Below are 24,049 nucleotides of genomic sequence, written 5' to 3' on the forward strand. Positions count from 1 at the left end.
AAAAGCAAGTGAATCTTTTCAGGCAGCCGGCCAGGTATTGAGTATCCGGAAATCATCTTCTTTTCAATGATTTCCGGATACTATAGAGGTAATCTGCAGAGACATGTTTAATTAAGCCTCTACTCCGTATTTTTTTAATCCCGTTATGACATTGGTAACATCATTCATTTCCAGTAAATCTTCGGTTTCAATAGTAATTGAATATTTAGATTCCAGTTCTGCAATAAGAATCATATGTGACATGGAATCCCATTCCGGTACACTCTGATAAGCCAGGTCGTTAGTGATCTGATCAGCAGGAAGTGCTAAGGCAGTAGCAAAAACTTCTTGTAATTTTGGTGACATGCTCATGTTGTTTCGTTTTTAATTTTTAATAATTAAGACCAGACGGTCATATTGTTCAGACTTTGGTTTTCTTCCAGTCACCTTTTCTGAAGATGATAATACAGGCTATAGCCAGTACCAGTTCGGAAGTGAGAATAGCGATAAAGACTCCTTTAGTTCCCCAGTTCATATTAATCCCCAGAAACCAGGCTAACGGAAGCTGGGTAATATAAAACATCAGTACATAGAGCATAGTCAGCTGTCTTACATTTCCGGCAGCATTCAGCGCCCTGGAAATCACCATGGTATAACCCAGCAGAACATAAGCAATGGACAAATACTGTATATACATGACTCCGTTTTGAAGTATGCCGGGTACGCTGGTAAATATGCCAATGACATCTTTGGCAAAAAACAACCAGAATACAGCAACCAGACTTAAAAAGCACATATTAAACCAGCCTGCACGCCATACGGTCTGTTCGGCACGTTCGGGCTGATTGGCGCCCATATTCTGTCCGGTCAGTACGCCTGCAGCGTTTCCGATTCCCCAGGCCGGCATTGTAGCTACTGAAGCTACACGCTGAGCGATAATGTATCCGGCAAATGCGTCAGCACCAAAATGGGTAATGATCTTGGTCATGATCAGCCAGCTGGAAGAAGGAATCAGGTATTGAAAAGTACCTGCAAAACCCAGACGCAAAATGCTCTTCACGATTCCGGGAACAAATGCAAGCTGTGCCTTCCTGATCACAATAATTGTCCTGCCTCTGATCAGATACCAGAATTGATAGATTACACCTATAACCCTGGCAATCACAGTGGCCAGAGCAACTCCGGTAAGACCAAAGCCAGGGATAAAACCCCAGCCAAAAATCAGTATAGGGCAGAGTATAATATTGAGGAGATTGGAGACCCATAAGTTCCGCATCGCCATAGCTGCATCTCCGGCACCCCGGAATATTCCGTTTAACAGCATTCTGAGGATCAGTAAAAACACACTGCCCAGTATGAGCTGAGAAAACAAATGTCCGTATACAATCAGTGAATCTGAAGCACCTACTGCACGTAATACCTGATTAGAGAAGATACACAAACCTGCAGCAATGATTCCACCGATGCTTACACCGACATAAATGGCCTGCATAGCAGTAGAACCGGCCTCTTTAAAGTTAGACTCTCCAACGCGCCTGGCTATAATGGTAGAGGCAGCAATACTAAGGCCCATAGCTACCGAATAGGCAACTGCATTTATAGACTGGGTAATTCCTACAATAAGAATGGCATTCGCACCAAGCTTACTGACAAAAAATATATTCACGAACACAAAAAGAGATTCCATGGTCAGCTCCAGAACCATGGGGACCGACAGCAGGACTATTGCCCTGTTAATGCCGCCGGTAGTAAATTTCTTCTCTGTGCCCTGTACTGCCTGCCGCAGCAACAGCAGTACTGATCTTGTTTGCAGGATGATCGTTTTCATTAACTTTCTTTTAAGGATACGGTCTCCTCAGTTCTGAACTGGGTGAGCGGATTTCCTAATTCGCCGCTTTTAAATGATCTTGCAAATCCTGTAGTTTCTTTATATCCGTTAAATAAGCGCTGACTATTGATATTCAAACGTTTAAAGTGCGGAACAAAAAGGTTATATCTTTCAAATTTGGCGTTCAGCTCCGGATGTTCATCCTGATAAGTCTGTATGACATTGTACACACTTCTCCAGAAAGATTTTTCATCATAACCTGTAGTCGTTTCAAAGATGTCTCCCAGATACCTGAAATAGGCTTCAAAAACACCAATAAGTATAACCAGTGGTACGCTCTCCGGGTTAGAAGAGAGGATCATATTCTCTGAAAAATCTTTGGGTAATTTTGCCTGTGCTTCTTCATTAAGCAGGATGTCACCAGCAAAATCTTTTAGGACGATACGAACAGGAACATAGTTTTCCATTACAAGTATCACATTTTCTCCATGCGGATTCACACAAACAGCATGCTGATAATAGATATGCAATATTGGTCTGAGATAAGCATTCAGATAACTCATAAGCCATTCTCCGGCTTTAAGCCCCGATTTTTCTATCAGCTCGGCTACCAGGCTTTTCCCGCTGTCATCTACATAAAGCAGTGCTGCCATAGTCATTAAACGCTCCCCGGGTTTCAGGAATTTTCCCGGACTTTCACGCCACAGGGCACCCAGGTATTCATTGTACTGAAATGGCGGATCTTTGATCTCCGTGTAATCAGGATGTAAATAGCCGATAGTGGCAACTTCACCCAGCAGGATCAAACCAAGATCCTGAAGATACTGATCACCCAGCAGGATATGCTTAAGCCATGCCGTTAAACGCGGTGCTATGGCCAGTTGTTTTGGTGGTAACCCTCTTACCGTACCAGTATTCAGAATAGAAATTGCCGTCTTGACATAATGTTTATCAGGATGACTCAGATTAAAAAAAGTACGGATACTTTGCTGAGGAGAATAAATATCATCACCAGAGGCTAAAGGAATCAGCAGCTGATTGGCAATATCTGAGGCAAACAGGATCAGCAGTTTATTATTCCATTGCCATTCGTGTACGGGCAGAAACAAATAATCTGCAGGGTCTGCATTTTTTGCAGACAGAACATTTTTAAATGCCGCAACTGTTTCTTTTCCCAGTTCTGCTTCAAAAAAATCCTTTTCATTAATCTCCTCTACAGCTTTAAAAGCAGCACGGCTTTTATGCACAGCAATCCACAACAGTTTTATGTTCTTATTGGCTTCCGGAGCATAATTCAGATAATCTGTATGATTAAAGTCCAGTCTGCCCTTATTAACTATAATCCAGGGGTGACCTTCCATCTGGTGTTCGATAGTCTGATAATCTGCATCAGCCAGTGTACCTACTGCAATACGGCCTTTGGATAACATGAAAGCATCAGCATATAAAGTATGCAGGATTTCTTCTATATAATGTGCCAGGGTAAAAGAATTCAGCCCAAAAGTTTCCTGCACTTCCACAAAGAAAGCTGAAACATCTGTTGCAGGTCTTTCTTTTCCATTTTCATGTTTTTTAATGGAAGGCTTCAGCACATGCCAGTAATCCAGCATCCGCGGATAACCTGAAAAAGTATAATAGATATTTTCATGATCAGTATTCAATCTGAAATGGATTAAACCATCTTCGTCTTTACCGGTGATCAGCGGGAGAGCAACATGCTCATGCATAAGCTCTGTAAGTGTCTTAGCAAACAGATTCAGGTTTACCTTTTCCCATATAGTAATATTCAGGGGCTCTATGCTTCCTGTGAAATTTGTCGTTGTCATTTTAAGGTGTTTTTGTTGTGCTGCCACAAATTAAATTCTTCATTCAGGCAGCCCGTCCTTTAGCTCAGGGACAGGCGCTCCTGGTATTTGCCTATACTTTTTTAGTACTCAGCTCTGATACCAGTTCATTCCGGAAATCTTTGGCAGCAGGGAATTTTGCCCAGTACCATTCGCGGTAACAGAAATTCAGATTTGCTTTTTTATCAGGCAGCTCGATCACCTTTTCAATTTTGAAACCAACATGGGCTTTGTTCATAATAGATGCCATAGAATCTACAGATCCCTCACCTACCATTTTTCCAACCTTTGGTTCAGCAAAGACAAAATCAAGTATAGATTGCGTAGACGGTGAAGCATATTTCAATTTGGGATCAACCGGTGCAATAAACTGATGGGTACCATAATCATTGGGTAAAGCATCATAGTAATTACCAACCAGATCCCTGCATGCCCAGTATACTTCAAAATTAAAGCTTGGCACTCCATTGGCTTCTCCGATATAGCTATTTACCACATCTCCTGCCAGCAGTGTCCGGTAAAAAGTTTCCAGTTCACGGATAGGCCAGTTCATCTTCCATATTTTCAAAGCGTGTTCTCTGTGAAACCACTCATGCAGCATTTCCAGGTCACGGTCCAGGTCTACGGGACGAATCGTAATTTCAACATCTTCTTTAGCAAAATAGCGGCTGAAAACGATTTCTTTCCCTTCTGGCTTAATCAGTTCTCTGGAGAAAACCTTTTTGTTTAATGGATTAGGAAAATCTATATAGATAGCCGGATGTGTTCTTGGCGCACTGGCTTCGTCCATATTGTTCAGGTTAGTCAGCAGATTCCCTTTAACCGTTAGCCTGGTACTGTTCAGCAAGTGTGCAACAAGCCCTGTCGTATCAGCTTCTTCTTCTGCCCAGTAGGCATCATAAAGCAAACTGATCAGTGTCTGCTCGTCGGCCAGTCCGCTTCTGCCGATTGCATTAACCACACCTAAAAGATGGTTAACGAGCAGGTAATAGCTATGGAAATTAATCAGTCTGGGTTCTCCGATGAAGGACCTGCTGTCTATACCAAAATCAGGAATGATGGTATAAAGTTCTTCTACTATTCCCTGACGGAAAAAGTATCCCTGATTATCTCTGAAATGAAGTTTTAAAGGAAAGAGATCCTGATCAAATTCAACCAGCATATTCTGCTGATGATATTCTCCGCCCAGCCCGTATTTATTAAAAATGCCTACCAGTGGTTTGATCGTGATTTTCAGATACTGACTAAACCAGGCCAGAGCAACTTCTTCTACCGGTCGATTTTTACGTCTGGCCGCCTCTTCAATCAGATTCAGCATTCTTGGTGCCTGTCCTAATACCCCATCCTGGCATAAAGAAGCCACCATACCTACATTCTTCTTTGCAGCCTCTGCTCTGAAAGGATTCTGACGCAGACTTGTACTAAAACCATCAATAACCTGCCCTTTATAGGTTACCATAATAAAAGCCGGGTCAGTTATGAAATTGATTTCGGGAAAATCTTTTCTTATGCCATCACCCCACGCTGTTTTTAACAATACACTTGCATCATAACCGCGGTGTAATTCGTGCGGATAATTTACACGGAAAGAATTTGTAATCTTTACATGAAGGGAGAATTTATACATCCACTCACTTTCTGCATTGTAAACCGTACGAACGGATGAGGTAGCTGTAAACAAAGGACCCGATTGCCCCAGACTGTGCAAAATTCCTGCTGACTGCATCTCTTTAACCTCTGCAAGATTTAACAGATAATTTGCTTCCCAGGGGTGTACCGGTATAACTGTCCAGTCAGGATATTGCTGCACAATACTTTTTACAGCATCATTCCCATGGGTTAATATATCCCTTCTTAACTGAACAGTGGTCAGTTCTTTTTCAGAACTTTTCTCTGTTACATTATCCGGATGAATCAGGAAATAATGTAACTGAAACTGTCCTCCCGTTTCCGGAGAATATAAGGCAAGCTCTCTTTCGGTGAAACCTTCCCTGCTTTTTGGCAGCGGGTGTACGCTATGCCCGAGAACCAGGCACTGTTCAGCTTCAATAAATGATTGTTCAGGCTGATTGGCTGTCCTTTTGTTCTCCTGGAAATCAAACAGGTATCCTCTTAAATTACTTATACTGTTTTCCAGACGTCCCAGCGTAATTTCAGGATCAATATCGGGATAACCGCCTTTTGCATATTCAGCTATTAACTCAATAAACCGTTTCGGGCTAATCGTAGTGATCACATCGCTTTCACAGTTACGCTCCACAACAGGAAAAAAGAAAGAGTGTACCCCACTGTCAGAATAATAGGCCAGCGGAATAAATACTTCTATTCCAATACTGGTAAAATCAAATCTTAAGAAGGAGGTATAACCCGAAGACTGCATATAATCAGCCAGAGCTATATCATATTTCGGAATACCTTCATAACGACTCCAGTTGCTGAACTCCCGGCAGCAGCAATTGATCAGGGATTTAAAGTTAACCTGCTCTGCCTGCTGACGCAGTTCAGTTAAGTCGAAAGTAGTGCTTGTAGTTTTCATAAAATAGCAGATGTAGGGTGTAACAAGTCAGTTTATTCTTATTTAGAACAATTAAAATTAACTGCGGTAAACCTATTTATAATTATTATAAATAGCAAATAAAAGTTTGCTCAACGAAAGAATAAGTAAAATAGTATTTCATAAAAATATTTTTCCAGATACCAGGACGAAAAAAAAGGGGATAACACAATTACTGTGTTATCCCCTTTTTTGGATTTTCTGTCTTTTAAAGAACAGTATTTTTAAGTCTTCCTATTTGAACCAGGTATTGTTTGTCACATTTACATCCGGCAAAATTTTCTCCGGATCCAGTTCTGCAGAAAGTAATTCTTCTGTAGTCGGATAATTGATCGTCCAGCTCTTATTACTCATCCATACATCAACTGGTATCTTAATATTTCCTACTTTACCGCTCTTACTTTTTACCTGTAAAATAATAGGCATCGGCATTTGCTCCAGATTGGAGATTACAATATTATAGCTCTCCAGCTGTCCATCTTTTTTAACCGGTGTTACGCTGGTAATGGCCTGATCCATTTTCCAGTTCTGTAAAAACCATCCTTTCCAGAACCAGGAAAGATCTTCGCCTGCGCCATTCTCCATGGAACGGAAAAAGTCAAAAGGTGTAGGATGTTTAAAAGCCCAGTGCTTAATGTAATTCCGGAATGCATAATCAAAACGGTCATGTCCCAATATCTGTTCTCTCAATAATTTAAGCCCTATAGCCGGTTTATAATATAGATTGGTTCCAATATTGGCTTCAACCATGGCATCCGGACTTACCAGAATCATTTCTCTTTCTGGTTTTGCCATATAGCTGGCTGTCGCATGCATATCGGTTTTTGCACTTTTATATTCTCCTTTATTAAATGCTTCTGAAGAGATAGAATTAATGAATGTATTAAATCCTTCATCCATCCAGCCAAACTTGCGCTCATTACTGCCAACGATCATAGGAAACCAGCTATGGCCAAATTCGTGATCGATTACTCCCCAGGCTTGTTCATTCTGAGCTTTCCAGCCACAAAAAACCAGACCCGGATATTCCATACCACTGATATTGGAAGCGATATTAACGGCCATTGGATATGGATATTCAAACCATTTTTCAGAATAGTGTTCGATAGAAGACTTTACATATTCTACTCCCCTGCCATAACCTTCACGGCCATTACTTTCCACAGGTTGCGCAGAAACTGCAAGAGATTTTTTACCGCTTGGCAGATTAATTCTTGCTGCATCAAGCACAAAAGCTTTTGAAGAAGCGAAAGCTACGTCCCTTGTATTAGACATTTTATATTTCCAGGTCAGCTTATCTTTTGCAGGACGTGATTTTGGATCAGTCACCTCTTCTGCTGTACGTATAGCAATAGTCTGGTCACTTGATTTGGCTGCATTCCATCTTTTTAACTGTGCCGGAGTAAATACTTCTTCAGCATTCAGCAATTCTCCTGAGCCCATCAGGATATGACTGGCCGGAGCAGTGACACTATAATTTACATCACCATATTCACAATAAAATTCTCCTGCACCCCAATAAGGCAAGGTATTCCAGCCCAGTACATCGTCGTAAACACATAATCTCGGGAACCACTGTGCTATAGAATAAATCTCTCCGTTTTTAGTGGCAAGATGCCCCATCCGGTCTGATCCGTTAATAGGAATCACAAATGAATAATTCATTTTGATAGTAATCAGTTCACCATTTGCAGCTAAAGGCTTATCCAGACGAATCTGCATACGGGTATCTTCAATGACAGAAGTAAATTTCACTGCCTGTGTTTTTTGAGAAACAGCCAGATCAGTAATTTTATAACCACCATTTACCTTTTCTCCTCTTGCTCCATAACGGCTTCCGGCTTTAATCAGTCCGTTACCTCTTGAGTTTTCTGCAAAAAGGTTCTGATCCAGTTGCAGCCATATATACGGCAGCTGATCCGGACTATTATTTTTATAGGTAATGGTTACGGTGCCTGTTACTGTATTGTTCTGATCATCCAGCGTAGCAGAAATATTATAGTCTGCCCTGTTCTGCCAGTATTTAGCTCCCGGATATCCACTGGCCGAACGGAACTCATTTCCATTCTGAGTATAAAACAGCGGACTAAAGGCCAGATGCGGATCATATTTACTTTCTGTACCTGTCTGTTGTGCCTGCAAATTGGCACTAAAAGCAAAAAACACTACAAAAAGGAGTGTTTTCCGGATAAATTGATAATTCATTATGATTAAGTTGGTTTATGAGTCTATTTCTTTTCCAGCTTTTTCATTGGTGGCAGCTTCCTTTGTTCAGGAGGTAATTTCAGCCAGGTCTGATAAGCAACGGCAATATAGTAATCATAATTGAAAGGATCTTCAGCTTTCACTCTTTCTACTGTAGGTCTGTAAAGCTCAATAAATTCTTTCAGCTCCTGCCCCTGCAGCTTAATCAGGCCATTTACATGTTCCTCATTAAAATACTGATTGATTTCTGCCTCATATGCACCTCTTTCTTCCAGCGCTCTTTCTTTTGCTTTTTCTCTTCTTACTTTTCCTGATCCAAAGGCCAGTCCTATTCCTCCGGCCCGCTGTACATTTTGTGTTGGAGAAATCCCGTGTACACGTTCAAAGCCTTTAGCATTGGGGTTTCTCAGATTCAGATCTTTGGAAAGTTTTGCACTTTTGATATCAACCTGCTTCAGAGTTGTAGAAGCAGCAGGCAAATAAACAGTTTTTGATAACATATTGGTCAGATACAGTGTATCTGTATGAAAACCAGGTAAAGAGAACTCCAGCAGATCACCTTTGCTGGCTTTGATCAGAAACTGACCTGCAGCACCTGTAAATGTAGTTTCGTTGTTATTCAGGTTTCTTACTGTTACTTTTTGCAGCGGGAAACTTTTGTTATCGTAATCAAATACACCACCCGTTATACCGGTCTGTGCAAATGTATATAGAGGTATTGTCAGAAACAATACGGCAATCAGCTTCTTAAACGTTTTCATTGTGTTTATTTTTTCGCTGTTTCTGCTATTTCCTTTGCAGGATGTTTAGAAACATGCGTGGTTTTTTATAAGTGCAGGATTCAAATATAATCCAGTTTGTCACTGCAACTTATTTTTTAACAAAAATTAACAGGTAATAGTTTCCCTATTTTAATACTTTGTTATATAATTCTTCGTCGAAACTAATCAGAACGGCCTTACCATCCTGCTCAATAACAGGTCGCTTAATTGCACTGGTATGATTTAAAAGAACAGCTATTGCCGATTTTTCATCTTTAACAGCCAGTTGCTCATCTGCTGTAAGCTTTTTCCAGGTAGTCCCTTTCTTATTCAAAACGACTTCCCAACCAAACACGGCACACCACTCATGAAGCTTTTCAGCTGTTATTCCCTGCTTTTTAAAGTCATGAAATTCATAATCTATACCATTATCTGTTAACCACGTTCTTGCTTTTTTAACTGTATTACAATTTGGAATTCCGTAAACTATCATCTGTATAAAATAAAAGCTAAAGATACCTATATTTCCTTATTCGTCACATTTTTTGGGGCTTTCATCACATTTTGACGACATACAGAAAAACCCTTTGTAATATTGTGCTCTATCCGTGGAGATAAATTAACGCCAGCACATGAAAATAGATATTAAAGATTTAAATAAAATAGAATTCTGGACAGTGAGTGTCATATATGGCTTTGCTATTATGTTACTGATTTCAAATGGATCAGACAGCCATATTTCAACTCCCTATAATTTTGAACTGGCCAGAATAAACTTCAGTTACTTTTCCAATTATTTTATGCCGGGACTGTTCAAATACTCTATCCTGTATTTCAGCTTTCTGCTACTCAACTTCTGCTGCCTGCCACAGTTATATAAAAAAACCAACACCGGCGTCAATCTTTCCATCCTGTTTGCTGTATACCTGGTTTCAGGATTAGTTCTGAGTATTGCACAGACTTACAGCCAGGCTTATATTCTGGTTCAATATGACAACCTGGATGAGGCTTATGACCACATCTTTTTTAAAGGTTTTACCTATGCAGGCTGGGTAGTTGTCCTGACTGCTATTTATGTTGCGCTTAAAAAGCTGATCATCCACCTGATAGAGAACAAGGGAGAGGAAAGTAATAAAAGAATGAAACTGGAGATTGCATTCGCTTCTGCTTTCTGGTTTGTGGGTATACTGGTCTGGCTTAGTATTGGTGTTGACTTTGAAGTTATTCTTTGCTGGACTCTGGTAGTCGGAGCCTGTGCTTTCTTAACTATATATAGTATTTATTATCTGATCCCGACGACCCTCGCACAGGAAAAAAGATTCCGTCATTTTTTCGGCAAGAATATCCTGTTAACTCTTCTTTTTACCATTCCGCTGGGATTAATAGCAGTTGTAATTACAGGAAGAGGCGAAATGTTTCCTATAGTAAATGCTTTTCATATCCCGGCCCAGCTGCTGATCAGCACCCCGCTGGCCTGGTATATTTATAAGACAAGGAATGCAACGGATCAGCAGATCTTTACGCTTAAAAAGGAGCTGGGTAAGTCTGATGCCAATCTTGGCTTCCTTAAATCACAGATTAATCCTCACTTCCTCTTCAATGCATTGAATACACTTTACGGAACTGCCCTGCAGGAAAAGGCCGACCGCACTGGTGAAGGGATACAAAAATTAGGTGACATGATGCGTTTTATGCTGCACGAAAACATGCAGGATAAGATTTCTCTGACCAGGGATATTGATTACCTGAATAATTATATTGAATTGCAGAAACTCAGAACATCAACTACAGTAGACATCCTCATTAAAACAGAAATTGAAGAACAGCTGGCTGATTTGAAAATATCGCCTATGTTACTGATACCTTTTGTAGAAAATGCCTTCAAACACGGGATTAGTTTACAGTCACCTTCACATATCAAAGTTACTCTGCAAACCAAAGCAAACATGTTGTATTTCGATGTAAATAACAGCATTCACCTGAAAGCCGATGGTGATCCTGAAAAAATAAATAGTGGTATTGGTCTGCAAAATGTGAAACAACGCTTAAATTTACTCTATCCTAAAAAGCACGAACTGATTATAAGAGAGAGTGCCCGGGAGTTTTATGTACATTTGACGTTGAATCTGGATTAAATAATGATTGCCATAGCCATAGATGATGAACCCATAGCACTGGATGTGGTCAAATCCCATGCCTCTAAAGTTTCTTTTATTACCCTGCAGGCTGTGTTCACCAACGCCTTTGATGCCATTTCATTTTTGCAGCAAAACGAGGTAGATCTCATCTTTCTGGATATTAAAATGCCCGATATCAATGGGATTGATTTTTTAAACAGCTTAAGTAATCCTCCACTTGTTATTTTCACCACGGCCTACGCTGAACATGCAGTCAAAGGTTTTGAACTGAATGCACTGGATTATCTGCTAAAGCCTTTCTCACTGGCCCGCTTTTTAAAAGCATGCAACAAAGCTGAAGAGCTTTATAGCCTGCGTAAAAAGTCAAATACAAATTTCCAGTCTGCGCATGTTTTTATTAAGGATGGTTATGAGCAGATTAAAGTTGCCATTGACGACATCCTGTTTATAGAAGCCGCCGGTAATTATACACAAATTAACCTGGTGAACAACTCTTCTCTAAGTACCAGAATGCCTATCAGTGATATGCATGCGCTGCTTCCTGCCCAAAAATTCATCCGCACCCACCGGGCTTTTATTGTTGCCAAAAATGCGGTAACCAGATTTGACCGGAATCAGGTCTGGATCGGCGAAAAGATCATTCCTATAGGGCCGACCTATGCTCAATGTCTACAGGAATTCTAAAAAAAAGTTTAATATTTTAACATGCGATTAAAAACGGACTGTATATTTCATACCAAGGTCAGTTGGATGCGTATTTATCTGTATTATTGTCAGTTATTTTAATAATTTAAGAGCCGTATGAATTTACAGGTTAACGGCTTCTAAAACTATTAACCATATTATTAATCATCTGATTTTCAAAATACATATGTTCAAATTAACGTTTAAACAGCAGGTATTAACAGGATTTGTTATTTCCTTACTATTTGTGCTCCTCTCTGCAATTACTTCAACAATCAGCATCCGCATGGTGAATGAAGATGCAGCCTGGGAAAATCATACTTATGATGTAATTGATGTCGCACAGGATATAGAACTGAAATTATTGAATTCTGAAACTTCACTGCGTGGCTACATCATTACACAGCGTACTGAATACCTGGATACTTATACTAAAAACATTCACCAGATTCTTCCTAAAATCAGGGAAATGCAAAAGATGACGGTTGACAACCCGGTTCAGCAGCAAAGACTTGATTCTCTTGAATTTTATTCTGCGCAGAAAGTCAAGGATATGGAAGAAGTTCTTCAGACCAATAAGGTTTCGGGCAAAGAGGCTGCCATTAAGGCAATTCTTACGGATAAAGGAAGAATTTACAAGACAAATATGCTTAGGGTCAATAACGCAGCAATCCAGGCAGAAAAAGGACTCCTTAAATTAAGAACTGAGAGAAGAGCGGACAGCGCTCAGCAGTCTATCATTATAGTTGCTGTAAGTTCAGTGATTATCTTTGGTCTGATTTTGTACCTGTTTAGTTTTATCAAAAAGACTTTTGACGCACAAAAGCTAACGGAAATAACCATCCGGGAAAATAACAATCAGCTGGAAGCACTTTCAGAAGAGAATAAACAAAAGAACTGGCTGTTATCAGGTGCATCGGTTATCAATGAAGCTATGCGCGGAGAACAGGAAACAGATGACCTGTCAACGCATATCATGACTGAGTTATGTACTTATCTGTCAGCTTCAGTTGGCGCATTATACCTGTTTAATCCCAAAAAACAGACACTACAGCTAAGTGGCGGTTATGCTTATCAGGAAAAAAAGGGTAAAGTAAAAGAAATTGCACTGGGCGAAGGTCTGGTAGGCCAGGTTGCACTGGAAAAACGCATTAAACAAATAAATGATGTACCTGCGGACTACCTGAAAATTTCCTCTGGTCTGGGGGATACAGCTCCTCATACAATTGTTGTATTACCTGTTCTTTTTGAAGAGGAAACGATCGCAGTAATCGAGCTTGGATTACTGAACGAACCTACTGAAATTATCAATGTCTTTTTAAGTACAATTACCGAAAGTATTGGAGTAGGAATTAATAGTTCAATTGCAAGAGATCAGTTACGTGATCTGTTTATGCAGACACAGCAGCAGGCAGAAGAACTGGAAAGTCAGCAGGAGGAATTAAGAACTACCAATGAGGAACTGATTCATAAATCTGAAGAATTACAGGCTTCAGAAGAAGAACTCAGGGTACAGCAGGAAGAACTACGTCAGACTAATGCTGAACTGGAAGAAAAAGCAAGTTTACTGGAAGAGCGCAATATCTCAGTCAATGAAGCCAGAGAAGCGATGAGCTTAAAAGCCGAAGAACTGGAAGTATCCAGCAAATATAAATCAGAGTTCCTGGCAAATATGAGTCATGAATTACGTACGCCGCTGAACAGTATACTTATCCTGGCCAGGATTTTAAAAGAAAACAGACCTGAAAATTTAAATGAAGAACAACTTAAATATGCAGGAGTCATCCATAATGCAGGCAGTGACCTGCTGACGCTGATTAATGACATCCTTGATCTTTCTAAAATTGAGTCGGGTAAGGTTGATCTGGACATTGAACCGGTAAGACCGAAGGAAATAAAACAGAATATGGAATCTCTCTTTACCGAGATAGCCAAAAGCAAAAAGATAAATTATCAGATTACTCTCGGCACAGATTTACCGGAGAGAATCATGACAGACTTATCCAGAGCTGAACAAATCATTAAAAATCTTTTATCCAATGCCTTTAAGTTTACTCCTGAAAATGGAGAGATCAGACTCGAGATCAGTACGGCCGTTCCGCAAACAGCATTTTACTCTGATCAGCTTAAAAGTACAAAACAGCAGATTCTTTCTTTCAGTGTGAAAGATTCCGGAATCGGAATTCCTGAAGATAAACAGAAATTAATATTTGAAGCCTTTAAACAGGCTGATGGTACAACCAGCAGAAAATACGGTGGTACAGGTCTTGGTTTATCTATCAGTAAAGAACTGGCTAATATCCTGGGCGGAGAAATACAGGTAACGAGTGAACCAGGAATGGGCAGCCGTTTTACCCTGTTCCTGCCGGTATTACCTAAAGAAGAGCTCTCAGTAGCTGAACCGGAAACCAAAATCACAGCCGTACCGGAACCATTACCTTTTATTGCAGAAACACCGCTTATTAGTCCGGCATCCAAAAACAAAAAACAAACCTTACTAATTGTTGAGGACGATCTGGTGTTTGCAGATGTACTCAAGGACTATGCTATAGAAAAAGGATTTGAACCGCTGCTCGCTCATAGTGGTGATACCGGACTGGAAATGGCAATTGCAAAACTTCCTGATGCGATTATTCTTGATATTATGTTACCCGTGATGGATGGATGGAGCATACTCAAAAGATTAAAAGCAAATCCGCAGACCAAACATATTCCAATTCACATGATGTCTGCCGGAGAGGTAAAAGGTGAAAGAGCTTTAAAAGAAGGTGCGATTGGTTTCTTAAAAAAACCTATAGAAAAAGACCAGCTTGATCATGCATTCTCGGTACTGAATGCAGGTCATATTTTATATGACTTCCAGACTGTACTGATCATTGAAGATCATGAACTCCAAAGTCTTGCCGTTAAAGAACAACTGGTAGAAAAGGGAATTGAAGTTGCCCAGGCCTTTACCGGACAGGAGGCATTGGAAATGCTTGAGAACCGGACTTTCGACTGTATAATTCTGGATTTAAATCTTCCGGATATCTCTGGGTTTAACTTACTTGACCAGATCAAAACACAGGAAAGATTTACGCATATACCAGTCATTATCAATACAGCTATGGAACTTGACCAGGATAAACTGGCTCATATTATGAGGTACTCTGAAGCTATGGTGCTGAAATCAAATAAATCCAATGACAGATTAATTGATGAAGTAAGTCTGTTTATGAATAAACTGAAAAAACAGGACAACTTTCAGACTGGTACCAAAGGGACAGCCCAAACAAAAACAGTATCTACCATAGAAAAAGTACTGAAGAACAAAACGATTCTGATTACAGATGATGACATGAGAAATATCTTCGCCCTGTCAAGTGCTTTACAGGTTTATGATATCAATATTGTAATTGCAAACAACGGCAGAGAGGCACTGGAAAAACTGGAAGAGACGGAAGTTATTGATCTGGTCCTGATGGACATTATGATGCCTGAGATGGATGGTTACGAAGCAATGCGGATAATCCGGCAGGACCGAAAATATAAGAAATTACCAATTATTGCGTTAACGGCTAAGGCTATGAAAAACGACCGGGAAAAATGTATCGAAGCCGGGGCCAATGATTATATTGCTAAACCCGTAGATATTGATCAGTTATTGTCTATGTTAAGAGTGTGGTTAAGTTAATATGAAACAGGCAGCCGAAAACCCGGAAGAAGTGATTAGTTATGAGGAGCTGGAAAGCCTGACTGATTTTATTAATAATATACATGGTTTTGATTTCAGCGATTATTCCGCTGCATCACTCAAAAGAAGAGTGACCAGAATTATGCAGTTACAGCAACTGAGCTTGTTTGAATTACGTACATTACTGACAAATGATCATGATTATTTTGAGTACTTTTTGATAGAAGTTACCGTAAATGTGACTGAAATGTTCAGAGATCCGCTTTTCTACAAGTCTGTTGCTGAACATATCATTCCTTATCTCAGATCCTATCAAAGGATAAAGGTATGGAATGCAGGCTGCTCAACAGGAGAAGAGCTTTACTCGTTCGCGATCCTGTTTTCTGAACAGAATTTATATGAACGGAGTTTCTTCTACGGAACTGATATCAATGCAGATGTTTTGGAATTTGCCAAAAATGGGATATATGACTTGCAGAAGATGAAGCACTATTCAGAAAACTACCAGAAGACAGGTGCACTACATACGCTTGCAGATTATTATACGGCACGTTATGGCGCCGCCTCAATTAATCATTCTTTAAAAAAGAACATGTTATTTTCAGCACATAATTTAGCTTCGGACGGCGTGTTTAATGAGTTCCAGTTAATCTCCTGCCGCAACGTGCTGATTTATTTCAATACTAAGCTTCAAAAAAAGGTGATTGATCTTTTTTACAATAGTTTAGCTAATTTTGGCTTTCTTTGTTTAGGCTCTAAAGAAACACTCAGAAGTACTGAAATCGGACGTTTCAGGATCGTAGATCAAAAAAATAATATTTACCAGAAAATAGCATAAGTCTTTTCAAAAAGATACCCACTAAAATTATGGAAAAGATTAACATTCTTATCGTTGATGACAGACCCGAGAACATTATCGCATTAGAGGCTTTACTGGAAAGAGACGATGTAAATCTGGTTTCTACTACACTGCCTAACGAAGCACTCAGACTGGCATGGGAAATGGATATCGCAATTGCATTGGTAGACGTCCAGATGCCGGAGATGGATGGGTTTGAACTAGTAGAGATATTAAAAAGTAACCCCAGGACAAAAGACATTCTTGTCATCTTTGTAACTGCGATTTCCACAGATGCCAAATATGCAGTAAAAGGACTCAACACCGGGGCTGTTGATTATTTATACAAACCTTTAAACCCTTATGTGACTTCTGCAAAAGTAGATTCATTTTTACAATTTGTGAGAACACAAAGGGATATTGTTAAAAAGAATAAACAACTGGAGGCCTATCAGAAAGAGCTGATTAAGGCAAAGGAACTGGCAGAACAAGGCAAAAAAATAAAAGAGAATTTTCTGGCCAATATGAGTCACGAGATTCGCACACCTATCAATGGTATCATTGGTCTGGCAAATTTACTGGAGAAAACACCACTTACTGCAGAACAAAATGAGATGATTTCTTTACTGCAGATTTCATCCAGTTCGTTACTGGGCGTGATTAATGATATTCTTGACCTGTCCAAGATTGATGCAGGTATGTTCAAAATTAACCGGACTGCAACTGATATTGTTGAGGTTTGCCATGCAGTAAATAACCTGTTAAGAATAAGAGCAAAAGAAAAAGATCTGGAATTGATTACTGAGTTTGATCCCGATTTGCCTAAAAACGTATCGGCAGATTCTTTAAGACTCAACCAAATCCTCATGAACCTGATTGGCAATGCTATTAAATTCACCAATAAGGGCAGTGTAAAACTAAAGGTAGAAGTCATGGACCGTAAAGGGAATAATCTTCAGATCAGGTTTTCTATCACAGACACAGGTATCGGTATTCCAGAAGATAAGATTGATAAGATATTTGAAACTTTCGAACAGGCAGATGATAATACTACATTGAATTTTGGCGGCACTGGTCTGGGGCTGTCAATCGTTAAGAATCTTGCCCGTTTAAAAGGTGGAGTCCTTACTGTAGATAGTTTGGAAGGCCAGGGCAGCACTTTCTGCTTTATCAACTGGTATGAGGTTCTGCAGGATATTCCGCAGGCCAAAGAAAAGGTTCAGGAAAAACTACTGCCTTTCACCAATGTCAGAATTCTGGTAGCAGAGGATAACCCGATAAACAAATTCCTGATTGTTAAAATCATGAAAGACTGGGAGGTCAATGCGGATTTTGTGGATAACGGACAAGAAGCATTAGATAAACTCAGAGATAATAATTACGACCTGATCCTGATGGACACCTTCATGCCCGTTATGAACGGACTGGAAGCTACCAAGCTCATCAGAACGGATTTTATACCTGGCAAAAAAGATATTCCAATCATTACTTTCTCTGCGGCTGTAATGGAAAATGATAAAATAGCTGCTATTGAAGCTGGTGCAAATGACGTACTGAGCAAACCATTTGAACTCAGATTATTGCATCAGAAAATCACACATTTTATTGATAAGAAGGCATTAATGCTTTAATCTCTTCTTATTTATTAAAAGCAGTCATGGTAAGCGCTGGTCCTACAGTTACAAAACTCTGGATCAGTGCTACACTCTTCTCAACCAATGCAGGTAATTCAGGTAATTCATCTTTATCAAATCCATCAAGTACATAATCAGCTTGTCTGCCTTTGGCAAAATTATCACTTACACCGAAACGTAATCTCGGATAATCCTGGCTCCCACAACTTGCTTCAATACTCTTCAATCCATTGTGCCCGGCACTGCTGCCTTTTAACTTAAGACGTAACTTTCCTAAAGGAAGCGCAATATCATCTACAACAACCAATACATTTTCCAATGGAATATTCAATTCCTGCATCCAATAGTTTACAGCCCTTCCACTTAAGTTCATATAAGTTGTAGGTTTGATCACATGAAGTTTTCTCCCTTTCCATGACACTTCTGCATAATAGGCTAACCGTATATTAGAAAAAGATCCGCCCAGCTGTCTGACTAGTTCATCGACAATTTCAAAACCTATATTGTGTCTCGTGCCCACATATTCCGCCCCTATATTTCCCAGACCTACTATCAAATATTTCATCTATTGTATAATTTTATTGTCGTATAGCTAATTTCAAACAGCAGTATACACCGGCCGCAAAGATAACAGTTTCTGTCAAACCTGTATGTGGTGCAAAAATAAGACATAAAAAAAGCAGCACTGAAAATCAGTGCTGCTTTCAAATTGGGCTGAAAAATCAGCTTATTTTTTACCTGCTTGTTGTTCAGCTTGTTTAAGAGCTCTTGACATAACAACAGAAACGATAGTATCTTCTGGTGTGTTTGTAACAGTATAAGCACCTTTTCCAAGGTCACGTACACGGAATAAGTTACCTACTTCTAATTTAGCAATGCTTACTTCAACAACCTGTGGCATATCTTTTGGTAAAGATTTAACACGAAGTTTACGTAATTTCTGAACTAATTTACCACCCATTTTAACACCTGGAGAAGTACCTGCTAATTTAACAGGGATTTCCATAACGATTTCTTTGTCATCAAATAACTGAAGAAAATCTACGTGTAATAATACGTCTGTTAATGGGTGAAATTGTAACTCTTTTATGATTGCTTTGGTTTTTGTACCATTGATATCAATTTCTAAAAAGTTTGCTTCAGGAGTGTAAATAGCATCTTTTAATTCTGTAATAACTACAGCAAAATGTGCTTGTTCTTTACCACCATACAATACTGCAGGAACTTTACCTTCATAGCGAAGCTCTTTAGCATCGCGTTTCCCTACGTTCTCTCTTGGAGAACCGCTAATTGCGATTATTTTCATCTTGTTTTTAATTTGTTTTTTTAATGGAGATGAAGCTTTCATGGTCTTGCAGACCATTCAGCTTTCATCTTATATATTTATTTGTTTATTAATATTAAACTCTAAACAGGTCACTGATTGATCCATGCTCATTTACATTCGCAATTGCTTTTGCAAATAAACTAGCTGTACTCAGTACTCTGATTTTTGGACTTTCCTGTTTTAAAGGAATAGTGTCCGTAACAATAAGTTCGGTAAGCTGAGAATTTTCAACAGTCTCATAAGCTTTACCTGACAATACAGGGTGTGTACAAACCGCTCTTACACTTTTCGCACCTTTCTCTATAATTAAAGCCGCAGCTTTAGCCAATGTTCCTGCAGTATCACAAATATCGTCAATTAAAACAATATCCATTCCCGTTACATCTCCAATGATTGACATAGACTCAATCTCATTGGCACGTTTACGGCGTTTATCACAAATCACAACCTCGGCATTAAAAAACTTGGCAAAGGTACGTGCTCTGTATGATCCACCCATATCAGGAGAAGCAATAGTCAGATTTTCCAGACCTAAGCTTTTGATATAAGGCACAAAAATCACTGAACCGTCCAAATGGTCAACAGGAATATCGAAGAAGCCCTGTATCTGCGCTGCGTGTAAGTCCATCGTCATGATGCGGTGGATACCTGCAGATTTTAACAGGTTAGCTACTAACTTTGCTCCTATTGCAACCCTTGGTTTATCTTTTCTGTCCTGTCTGGCCAAACCATAATAAGGTACTACAGCTGTGATATAATGCGCAGAAGCTCTCTTTGCAGCATCAATCATCAACAAAAGTTCCATTAAATTATCAGAAGGCTGGTAGGTTGATTGTATAAGGAAGACATCGCATCCTCTTACTGTTTCATCATAAGAAGGCTGAAACTCACCATCGCTGAACTTGCTTAAGGTTACATTACCGAGTGGTTTGCCGTAACTTTCGGCAATTTTGTGTGCTAATGCTTTTGTACCGCTTCCGGCAAAAAGTTTAACTGGATTAAACTGCAAGGGCATGATTAGACGGGTATCAATGCTGGGTTACGAAAAAATAGGATTGTGAATATATCACAATCCTATATGTTGTTTAGTTGCCCGACCAGGATTCGAACCTAGACAAACGGTACCAAAAACCGTTGTACTACCTTTATACTATCGGGCAATCTTCCGACGAAATAAGTATGAGTTGTTTCGTTTGGGAATGCAAATATACGCAGCTTTTTGATAAATGCAAATCTTCCGCAAAAAAAAATTAAATATTTTTAAAAACCGCCTTTAAACACATGTAACACATTAAAATTTGTTAATGTAGATGGATATATGTACTATTATCAATCTATTTGATTATTTTCGGCTGCATTTTTAAAAGCCGAAATTTTATACTAATAAAGAAATGAACTATTCAAAAATTAATAACCTTACAGGGTGGATGTGCTTTATCCTGGCGGCCATCACCTATATACTCACGCTGGAACCCTCAGTTAGCTTTTGGGACTGCGGAGAGTTTATAGCATCTGCACTTAGAATGCAGGTTGTTCACCAGCCTGGTGCACCATTATTTTTAATGATTCAGCGCTTCTTTTCAATATTTGCTTTTGGAGATATTCATAAAATAGCCTATTTCATGAACATAGGTTCTGCAATGGCCAGTGCTGCTACCATCCTCTTTTTATTCTGGACAATTACTGCCCTGGCTAAAAAGATGCTGATTAAAACTGAAGCAGATCTTACTACAGGAAACCTGATCACCGTTATGGGAGCAGGAGTTGTAGGAGCAATGGCTTATACTTTTTCAGACAGTTTCTGGTTTTCAGCAGTAGAATCTGAGGTATATGCACTTTCTTCATTGTTTACGGCAATCGTATTCTGGGGTATCCTGAAATGGGAAGCTCATGCGGATGAACCCCGCGCAGACAGATGGTTATTATTCATCGCCTATATTATGGGACTGTCCATCGGTATCCACTTATTAAACTTATTAACTATCCCTGCGATAGCATTTGTATATTATTTCAAGAAAACGCCAAAGCCTACAAACTTTGGTATTATAAAAACCTTTATTGTTGGTGTACTGATCCTGGCATTTGTGCAATATGGTATCATACAGTATGTAGTATCTTTCGGTGCTTATTTCGACCTGTTCTTCGTCAATACCTTAGGTATGGGCTTTGGAACCGGGGTAGTCTTTTTCGCTGTCCTGCTGATAGGCGGTTTAACCTGGGGTATCACCTACTCCATTAAAAAGCGTAATAAATTCTTAAATCTTGCATTGCTTTCGACCGCACTGATTATTTTCGGTTATTGTTCATTTGCCATGATCATTATCAGGGCAAAAGCAAGTCCTAACCTGAATAACAGTAATCCGGACAATGCATTCTCTTTCTTAAGTTACCTGAACAGAGAGCAATACGGAGACAGACCATTAGTATTTGGTCCTAACTATAATTCAGAAAAGGTAAGTCTTAAAGAAGGCAAAAACATTTATAGAAAAGGAGATACCAAATACGAAGTAGCTGGTAAAAAAACCGACTATGAGTATGACAGAACAACACCATTCCCAAGGATGTATAGTGATGATCCAAGACACGTACAGGAATATAAAAGCCTGATGGGTTTTGATGATGCACATTTCCCTGGCTTGTTTGATAACATCTCCTATCTGTTTAAATACCAGATCGGCAATATGTACATGCGTTATTTCATGTGGAATTTTGTTGGCCGTCAGAACGATGATCAGGGTGCTGGTATTTATCAGGGACAATTTTTAAGTGGTATTAAGCCTATTGATGCTGCAATGCTGGGTGACCAGAGTCACTTACCTCCATCTATTGTAGAAAGCAGTGCATATACACGCTTTTTCTTCCTTCCGCTGATCCTGGGATTACTGGGAGCAGTATGGCACTTCAAACGTAATGAGAAAGATGCAGGTATAGTTGGTCTGTTATTCTTCTTTACTGGTCTGGCTATCGTTCTTTATCTGAATCAGAAGCCACTGGAACCAAGAGAAAGAGATTATGCCTATGCAGGATCTTTCTATGCCTTTGCCATATGGATAGGATTTGGAGTTCTTGCCTTAAGAGAATGGGTATTTAAAAAAATCACACCAAAAAATGGTGCTATTGCAGCTACGGCAGTTTCTTTATTTGCCGGCCCGGTAATTATGGGTGCGCAGGGATGGAAAGCACATAACCGTTCAGAGAAAATGGTTGCACATGATATTGCAGTTGATTATCTGGAATCCTGTGCTCCGAATGCGATCCTGTTTACCTATGGTGACAATGATACTTATCCGCTCTGGTATATACAGGAAGTGGAAAATGTCAGACCTGATGTTAGACTGGTTAACCTGAGTTTATTTGATACTGACTGGTACATTGATGGTATGAAACGTCAGCAGAATGCCTCTGCTCCGCTTCCGATCAGTATGAAACCTTCTCAATATGTACAGGGTGTGAGAGATGTGATGTATTATCAGGATTATAAGCTTGCCGGTTCAGTAGAATTAAAGAATATTCTTGATGTATTATTGTCAGATGATGACGATGATAAAATTCCATTGCAAAACGGGACCAAAGAGAATTTCATTCCTACTAAAAACTTCAAGCTGACAATTAACCCGGAAGAAGTAATTAAAACCGGAACTGTTAAAGCAGCTGATGCATCAAAAATCACTCCTGCAATGGAATGGACTTTCAATAAGAGTTATGTAACCAAAGGTACGCTGGCTATGCTGGATATCCTGGTACACAATAACTGGAAAAGACCTATCTATTTTGCCAGTACAGTTCCATCTGACCAGTTTAATGGTTTAGATAACTATTTATATACTGAAGGTCTTGCGATGCGTTTATTACCACTTAAAACGGATTCAGCGTCAGGAAGAGGTGACCTGGTTAATACAGATATCCTTTACCATAACATGTATACCAAATTCAAATGGGGTAATGTTAAAACAGCCAGCTATCTTGATCCGCAATCTGCAGATGATATTTCTATCTTTAACAATGTATTCAATACTACAATCTCAGGATTGATTAAAGAAGGAAAAATTGCTGATGCGAAAAAAGTAGTAGCCCGTTACTTCGAGGTAATGCCTGAGCGTTTCTACGGTATGCGTTCTATGATGGGTGTTTATTTCTTTGCAGAAAACCTGTATATCCTGGGAGATACCAACAAAGCGAACGCACTGATAGAAAAATCAGCAGATTATATCCAGAAGGAATTAACCTACCTGGCTGATGTTTCCAAAAGCAAAAACAGATTTGTTGGCGGACAGAATGTTCAGTTAGGCCTGCAGTTCCTTAACCAGATGGTTAAAACTACAGCGGAGCAAAAACAGACTAAGTTATCTCAGAAACTGGCACAGCAGTTCCAGGGTCTGGAAGCAAGGTTCTCTATTTACTTTGCACAGGAACAACAACAGGGGCCTCCACAGGTACCTCAAGCTCCTGAAGAGTAATAACAATTAAATAAAAAAGCCTGCCGTTCATAAGCAGGCTTTTTTATTTAAGAACAATTGCAGACGCTTCAAAAACTCAGACAGGCCTTTCCAAAGTGTGCACCCTCCTCAATCGAAAGAATATCAC

General features: G+C 39.5%; 16 protein-coding genes and 1 tRNA gene. 6 read left to right on the forward strand and 11 right to left on the reverse strand.

What is annotated here, in order from left to right:
* Positions 1–111 precede the first annotated feature (111 nt).
* The 7 genes from PL_RS12450 to PL_RS12480 all read right to left on the reverse strand — a co-directional run bounded on the left by PL_RS12450 (position 112) and on the right by PL_RS12480 (position 9,664).
* Positions 112–351 carry an acyl carrier protein gene (locus PL_RS12450; RefSeq protein WP_041878484.1) on the reverse strand — a complete coding sequence of 80 codons (240 nt, stop codon included), beginning with the start codon at positions 349–351 and terminating at the stop codon, positions 112–114.
* 49 nt (positions 352–400) lie between these two features.
* A complete protein-coding gene (locus PL_RS12455) occupies positions 401–1,807 on the reverse strand; it encodes an MATE family efflux transporter (RefSeq protein WP_041878482.1) in 1,407 nt (468 codons plus the stop codon).
* Complete coding sequence (locus PL_RS12460) at positions 1,807–3,633, reverse strand: IucA/IucC family protein (RefSeq protein WP_041878480.1); 1,827 nt, start codon at positions 3,631–3,633, stop codon at positions 1,807–1,809. The genes PL_RS12455 and PL_RS12460 overlap by 1 nt, the downstream gene beginning before the upstream one ends.
* 91 nt (positions 3,634–3,724) lie before the next feature.
* Positions 3,725–6,187, reverse strand: coding sequence for a GNAT family N-acetyltransferase (locus PL_RS12465; RefSeq protein WP_052496067.1), 2,463 nt, complete (start codon positions 6,185–6,187; stop codon positions 3,725–3,727).
* Between the two features lie 252 nt (positions 6,188–6,439).
* The gene (locus PL_RS12470; protein WP_160292065.1) at positions 6,440–8,410 is read right to left on the reverse strand and encodes a M1 family metallopeptidase; all 1,971 of its coding nucleotides are present in this window, start codon (positions 8,408–8,410) and stop codon (positions 6,440–6,442) included.
* Between the two features lie 23 nt (positions 8,411–8,433).
* On the reverse strand, positions 8,434–9,171 hold the full coding sequence (locus tag PL_RS12475; RefSeq protein ID WP_041878478.1) for a hypothetical protein: 738 nt from the start codon (positions 9,169–9,171) through the stop codon (positions 8,434–8,436).
* A 145-nt stretch (positions 9,172–9,316) separates the two neighbouring features.
* On the reverse strand, positions 9,317–9,664 hold the full coding sequence (locus PL_RS12480; RefSeq protein WP_041878476.1) for an ArsC family reductase: 348 nt from the start codon (positions 9,662–9,664) through the stop codon (positions 9,317–9,319).
* Positions 9,665–9,803: 139 nt separating this feature from the next.
* Between PL_RS12480 and PL_RS12485 the strand changes: the two genes are divergently transcribed.
* The 5 genes from PL_RS12485 to PL_RS12505 all read left to right on the forward strand — a co-directional run bounded on the left by PL_RS12485 (position 9,804) and on the right by PL_RS12505 (position 18,135).
* Positions 9,804–11,306, forward strand: coding sequence for a sensor histidine kinase (locus PL_RS12485; RefSeq protein ID WP_041878473.1), 1,503 nt, complete (start codon positions 9,804–9,806; stop codon positions 11,304–11,306).
* A 3-nt stretch (positions 11,307–11,309) separates the two neighbouring features.
* On the forward strand, positions 11,310–11,993 hold the full coding sequence (locus PL_RS12490) for a LytR/AlgR family response regulator transcription factor (protein WP_041878471.1): 684 nt from the start codon (positions 11,310–11,312) through the stop codon (positions 11,991–11,993).
* Positions 11,994–12,180: 187 nt separating this feature from the next.
* The gene (locus tag PL_RS12495; RefSeq protein ID WP_041878470.1) at positions 12,181–15,666 is read left to right on the forward strand and encodes a response regulator; all 3,486 of its coding nucleotides are present in this window, start codon (positions 12,181–12,183) and stop codon (positions 15,664–15,666) included.
* Position 15,667: 1 nt separating this feature from the next.
* Positions 15,668–16,504 carry a CheR family methyltransferase gene (locus PL_RS12500; RefSeq protein WP_348621814.1) on the forward strand — a complete coding sequence of 279 codons (837 nt, stop codon included), beginning with the start codon at positions 15,668–15,670 and terminating at the stop codon, positions 16,502–16,504.
* Between the two features lie 29 nt (positions 16,505–16,533).
* On the forward strand, positions 16,534–18,135 hold the full coding sequence (locus tag PL_RS12505; protein ID WP_041878468.1) for a response regulator: 1,602 nt from the start codon (positions 16,534–16,536) through the stop codon (positions 18,133–18,135).
* A gap of 7 nt (positions 18,136–18,142) precedes the next feature.
* Here PL_RS12505 and pth read toward each other — a convergent pair whose 3' ends face one another.
* The 4 genes from pth to PL_RS12525 form a co-directional block, all read right to left on the reverse strand.
* Positions 18,143–18,703, reverse strand: a complete 561-nt coding sequence (gene pth / locus PL_RS12510) for an aminoacyl-tRNA hydrolase (RefSeq protein WP_041878466.1) — start codon at positions 18,701–18,703, stop codon at positions 18,143–18,145.
* 162 nt (positions 18,704–18,865) lie between these two features.
* The gene (locus PL_RS12515) at positions 18,866–19,444 is read right to left on the reverse strand and encodes a 50S ribosomal protein L25/general stress protein Ctc (protein ID WP_041878464.1); all 579 of its coding nucleotides are present in this window, start codon (positions 19,442–19,444) and stop codon (positions 18,866–18,868) included.
* Positions 19,445–19,538: 94 nt separating this feature from the next.
* Positions 19,539–20,480, reverse strand: coding sequence for a ribose-phosphate pyrophosphokinase (locus PL_RS12520; protein ID WP_041878463.1), 942 nt, complete (start codon positions 20,478–20,480; stop codon positions 19,539–19,541).
* A 74-nt stretch (positions 20,481–20,554) separates the two neighbouring features.
* Positions 20,555–20,625, reverse strand: a tRNA-Gln gene (locus tag PL_RS12525).
* Between the two features lie 231 nt (positions 20,626–20,856).
* On the opposite strand from PL_RS12525, the gene PL_RS12530 reads away from it, so the two are divergent.
* Positions 20,857–23,922: a protein O-mannosyl-transferase family gene (locus tag PL_RS12530; RefSeq protein WP_052496065.1), complete on the forward strand. Its 3,066-nt coding sequence runs from the start codon at positions 20,857–20,859 to the stop codon at positions 23,920–23,922.
* Positions 23,923–24,049 lie beyond the last annotated feature (127 nt).

It is taken from the genome of Pedobacter lusitanus (genome assembly GCF_040026395.1).
Classification (GTDB): Bacteria; Bacteroidota; Bacteroidia; order Sphingobacteriales; family Sphingobacteriaceae; genus Pedobacter; species Pedobacter lusitanus.

Excerpts from the sequence above, each read along its gene's own strand:
- PL_RS12450 (WP_041878484.1), bottom strand. The coding sequence starts at position 351 with ATGAGCATGTCACCAAAATTACAAGAAGTTTTTGCTACTGCCTTAGCA.
- PL_RS12460 (WP_041878480.1), bottom strand. The coding sequence starts at position 3,633 with ATGACAACGACAAATTTCACAGGAAGCATAGAGCCCCTGAATATTACT.
- PL_RS12490 (WP_041878471.1), top strand. The coding sequence starts at position 11,310 with ATGATTGCCATAGCCATAGATGATGAACCCATAGCACTGGATGTGGTC.
- PL_RS12480 (WP_041878476.1), bottom strand. The coding sequence starts at position 9,664 with ATGATAGTTTACGGAATTCCAAATTGTAATACAGTTAAAAAAGCAAGA.
- PL_RS12470 (WP_160292065.1), bottom strand. The coding sequence starts at position 8,410 with ATGAATTATCAATTTATCCGGAAAACACTCCTTTTTGTAGTGTTTTTT.
- PL_RS12465 (WP_052496067.1), bottom strand. The coding sequence starts at position 6,187 with ATGAAAACTACAAGCACTACTTTCGACTTAACTGAACTGCGTCAGCAG.
- pth (WP_041878466.1), bottom strand. The coding sequence starts at position 18,703 with ATGAAATATTTGATAGTAGGTCTGGGAAATATAGGGGCGGAATATGTG.
- PL_RS12455 (WP_041878482.1), bottom strand. The coding sequence starts at position 1,807 with ATGAAAACGATCATCCTGCAAACAAGATCAGTACTGCTGTTGCTGCGG.
- PL_RS12475 (WP_041878478.1), bottom strand. The coding sequence starts at position 9,171 with ATGAAAACGTTTAAGAAGCTGATTGCCGTATTGTTTCTGACAATACCT.
- PL_RS12495 (WP_041878470.1), top strand. The coding sequence starts at position 12,181 with ATGTTCAAATTAACGTTTAAACAGCAGGTATTAACAGGATTTGTTATT.
- PL_RS12505 (WP_041878468.1), top strand. The coding sequence starts at position 16,534 with ATGGAAAAGATTAACATTCTTATCGTTGATGACAGACCCGAGAACATT.
- PL_RS12485 (WP_041878473.1), top strand. The coding sequence starts at position 9,804 with ATGAAAATAGATATTAAAGATTTAAATAAAATAGAATTCTGGACAGTG.
- PL_RS12500 (WP_348621814.1), top strand. The coding sequence starts at position 15,668 with ATGAAACAGGCAGCCGAAAACCCGGAAGAAGTGATTAGTTATGAGGAG.
- PL_RS12530 (WP_052496065.1), top strand. The coding sequence starts at position 20,857 with ATGAACTATTCAAAAATTAATAACCTTACAGGGTGGATGTGCTTTATC.
- PL_RS12520 (WP_041878463.1), bottom strand. The coding sequence starts at position 20,480 with ATGCCCTTGCAGTTTAATCCAGTTAAACTTTTTGCCGGAAGCGGTACA.
- PL_RS12515 (WP_041878464.1), bottom strand. The coding sequence starts at position 19,444 with ATGAAAATAATCGCAATTAGCGGTTCTCCAAGAGAGAACGTAGGGAAA.